Origin of the sequence: Roseicyclus sp. (assembly GCF_052168335.1) — a bacterium.
Taxonomy (GTDB): domain Bacteria; phylum Pseudomonadota; class Alphaproteobacteria; order Rhodobacterales; family Rhodobacteraceae; genus Roseibacterium.
Window position 1 is genome coordinate 1 of the sequence record NZ_JBQLZP010000178.1, and the last position, 3,582, is coordinate 3,582.

At 68.9% G+C, this 3,582-nt stretch carries 3 protein-coding genes and 1 pseudogene; all 4 read left to right on the forward strand.

Features of this window, described 5'->3' with window-relative positions; translation table 11 throughout:
* Positions 1 to 57: 57 nt before the first annotated feature.
* Positions 58 to 867: pseudogene (locus tag ACTS11_RS05540) on the forward strand (sugar ABC transporter substrate-binding protein); the annotation flags it as partial.
* Positions 868 to 938: 71 nt separating this feature from the next.
* Positions 939 to 2,072, forward strand: a complete 1,134-nt coding sequence (locus ACTS11_RS05545) for an ABC transporter permease (RefSeq protein WP_442639340.1) — start codon at positions 939 to 941, stop codon at positions 2,070 to 2,072.
* The gene (locus ACTS11_RS05550; protein ID WP_442639341.1) at positions 2,072 to 2,863 is read left to right on the forward strand and encodes an ATP-binding cassette domain-containing protein; all 792 of its coding nucleotides are present in this window, start codon (positions 2,072 to 2,074) and stop codon (positions 2,861 to 2,863) included. Before ACTS11_RS05545 ends, ACTS11_RS05550 begins: the two co-directional genes overlap by 1 nt.
* Position 2,864: 1 nt before the next feature.
* On the forward strand, positions 2,865 to 3,582 hold a 718-nt coding region (gene iolB, locus ACTS11_RS05555), incomplete at its 3' end, for a 5-deoxy-glucuronate isomerase (protein WP_442639342.1).

A 3,582-nucleotide genomic window follows, 5' to 3' on the forward strand; every position in this document is an offset into this window, starting at 1 on the left:
TTTTCGATGTGAAGATGAAAATGGTCGCGTGGGCTCAACCGAAGAGTCTCCGCGCACATCAAGAACGGCCTCGCGCTCGCCGGCGAGCAGATGGGCGTCGAAGTCGAGTACCGCAACCCGCCCACGGGCGACCTCGCCGACATGGCGCGCATCATCGAGCAGGCGGCGGCCTCGGGCCCCGACGGGATCATCACCACGCTGGCCGACCCGAGCGTCCTCAGCGGCCCGATCCAGGCCGCCGTCGACAGCGGCATGGACGTCATCATCATCAACTCCGGCACGCCCGAGCAGGCGCGCGAGGTGGGTGCGCTGATGTATGTGGGCCAGCCCGAATACGACGCGGGCTACGCCGCGGGCCTGCGCGCCGCAGGTGACGGTGTGGGCAGCTTCCTGTGCGTGAACCACTACATCTCCTCGCCCTCCTCGACCGAGCGCTGCCAGGGCTTCGCGGACGGTCTGGGCGTGGAACTCGGCAACCAGATGATCGACAGCGGGCAGGACCCCGCCGAGATCCAGAACCGCGTGATGGCCTACCTCAACGCCAACCCCGACACCGACGCGGTGTTGACGCTGGGCCCGACCTCGGCCGATCCGACGATCCTCGCGCTCGAGCAGATGGGCCTCGCGGGCGACATCTACTTCGGCACGTTCGACCTCGGCGAGAACATCGTGCAGGCGATCCGCGACGGCGTCATCCAGTGGGGCATCGACCAGCAGCCCTACCTCCAGGCCTACCTGCCGGTCGTCGTCCTGACCAACTACCACCGCTTCGGCGTCCTGCCGGGCAACAACATCAACTCGGGCCCCGGTTTCGTCACCGCCGACGGCCTCGAGATGGTGGAGCAGTTCGCGGGCGAGTACCGCTGAGCCATTCCGGGCGGGCGCCGTACCGCGCCCGCCCGATCCGGCATCCGGCAGCTTCGGGGGAGGGAGAAGCCATGTCCGACACGGGACAGGGAGCGGTGGGCGCTCCGGGCAAGGACGAGCGCGTCAGGGAAATCTCGGGGCTGAGGAAGGCGCTGATCCGGCCCGAGCTCGGCGCCATCGTGGGCACCATCGCCGTCTTCGCCTTCTTCATCGCCTTCGCGGGCAACAGCGGCATGTTCAACGCCCAGGGGGTGCTGAACTGGTCCACCGTCTCGGCGCAGTTCATGATCATCGCCGTCGGCGCCTGCATGCTGATGATCGCGGGCGAGTTCGACCTCAGCGTCGGCTCCATGATCGGCTTCGCCGGCATGTCGATCGCGATCATGTCCGTGACGCTCGGCTGGCCGGTCTGGGCGTCCATCCTCCTCACCTTCGCGCTCTGCGTGGCCATCGGCGCCGTCAACGGCTGGATCGTGGTGCGCACGGGCCTGCCTTCCTTCATCGTGACGCTCGCCTTCCTGTTCATCCTGCGCGGCTTCACCATCTTCTTCCCGCAGCTCATCGAGCGGCAGACGATCATCGGCGGCATCGACCGCGCGGCCGAGGGCGATTGGCTCGCGCCGCTCTTCGGGGGCAAGATCCTCGGCTTCGTCTTCGACTGGCTGGCCTCCATCGGCGTCATCGACGTGTTCGAGCGCGGCACGCGGGCGGGCGAGCCCATCGTCGACGGCATTCCCATGCTGATCGTCTGGGCGCTGGCGCTGGTCGCCATCGCCCACGTGATCCTGACGCGCACGCAGTTCGGCAACTGGATCTTCGCGGCGGGGGGCGACGCGCAGGCGGCGCGCTACGTGGGTGTGCCGGTGAACCGGGTGAAGATCCTGATGTTCATGTTCACGGCCTTCTGCGCCTGCGTCTTCGCGACATGCCAGGTGATGGAGTTCGGCTCGGCCGGCGCCGACCGGGGCCTCCTCAAGGAATTCGAGGCGATCATCGCGGTGGTCATCGGCGGCGCACTCCTGACCGGGGGCTACGGCTCGGTCATCGGGGCGGCGCTCGGCGCGCTGATCTTCGGCGTGGTGCAGCAGGGCCTGTTCTTCGCGGGGGTCGAGAGCAGCCTCTTCCGGGTGTTCCTCGGCGTCATCCTGCTCTTCGCGGTGATCCTCAACACCTACATCCGCCGCATCATCACGGGGGAACGCTGATGTCGAGCTTCGATCACGCCCCCATCGTCGAGATGCGCAACATCGAGAAGCACTTCGGTCCGGTCATCGCGCTGAACGGGGTCAGCTTCGACGTGCGGCCGGGCGAGTGCCACTGCCTTCTCGGCGACAACGGCGCGGGCAAGTCCACCTTCATCAAGACCATGTCGGGCGTGCACAAGCCGACCTCGGGCGAGATCCTGTTCGAGGGGCGGCCGATGTCCTTCGACAGCCCGCGCGACGCGATGGAGGCGGGGATCGCGACCGTCTACCAGGACCTCGCCATGATCCCGCTGATGAGCGTGACGCGGAACTTCTGGATGGGCCGCGAGCCGGTCCGGCGGGTGGGGCCCTTCAAGTTCATGGACTTCCGCCACGCCAACGAGGTGACGATGGAGGAGATGCGCAAGATGGGCATCAACCTCCGCTCGCCCGACCAGGCGGTGGGCACGCTGTCCGGGGGCGAGCGGCAGACCGTCGCCATCGCGCGGGCGGTGCATTTCGGGGCCAAGGTGCTGATCCTCGACGAGCCGACCTCGGCGCTCGGCGTGCGGCAGACGGCGAACGTGCTTTCCACCATCGACAAGGTGCGCAAGAAGGGGATCGGCGTCGTCTTCATCACCCACAACGTGCGCCATGCGCTGGCGGTGGGCGACCGCTTCACCGTCCTGAACCGGGGCCGGACGCTCGGCACGGCGCAGCGGGGCCAGATCACGCCGGAGGAGTTGCAGGACATGATGGCCGGCGGACAGGAGATGGTGGCGCTCGAGGATTCGCTCGGGGGCACGGTCTGAGATGGCGGACCTGCTGCGGCGGCCGACGGGGACCACGGGCCGGGTCCACGCGCTGACGCCCGAGGCGGCGGGCTGGGCCCATGTGGGCTTCGAGCTCTGGCGGCTCGCGCCGGGCGAGGCCGCGTCCGGGCGCCTGGCGGGGCGCGAGGCGATCCTCGTCCTCGTGGAGGGGCGCGCCCGGCTGACGGCGGCGGGCGAGAATTTCGGCGAGATGGGCGGGCGCCTCGACGTGTTCGAGCGCACGCCGCCCCATTGCCTCTACGTGCCGCCCGGCAGCGACTGGGAGGCGGTGGCGACGACCGCCTGCACGCTCGCCGTCTGCACCGCGCCCTCGCCCGGCGGGCGGCCTGCGCAGCGGCTCGGCCCCGAGGGCATCGTGCTGGAGGAGCGGGGCAGGGGCACCAACACCCGCTACATCAACAACATCGCGATGGAGGGCCGCGACGTCGCCGACAGCCTTCTCGTGACCGAGGTGTTCACGCCCGCGGGGCACTGGTCCTCCTACCCGCCGCACCGGCATGACGAGGACGATTTCCCGAACATCACGTATCTCGAGGAGACCTACTATCACCGCCTGTCCCCGCGCGACGGGTTCGGCGTGCAGCGGGTCTTCACCGAGGACGGCAGCCTCGACGAGACCATGGCCGTCTCCGACCACGACCTCGTCCTCGTGCCGAAGGGGCACCATCCCTGCGCCGCGCCCCATGGGATCGAGATGT

Bases quoted from the DNA above. Each gene is read 5' to 3' on its own strand.
- ACTS11_RS05545 (WP_442639340.1), top strand. From the start codon at position 939: ATGTCCGACACGGGACAGGGAGCGGTGGGCGCTCCGGGCAAGGACGAG.
- ACTS11_RS05550 (WP_442639341.1), top strand. From the start codon at position 2,072: ATGTCGAGCTTCGATCACGCCCCCATCGTCGAGATGCGCAACATCGAG.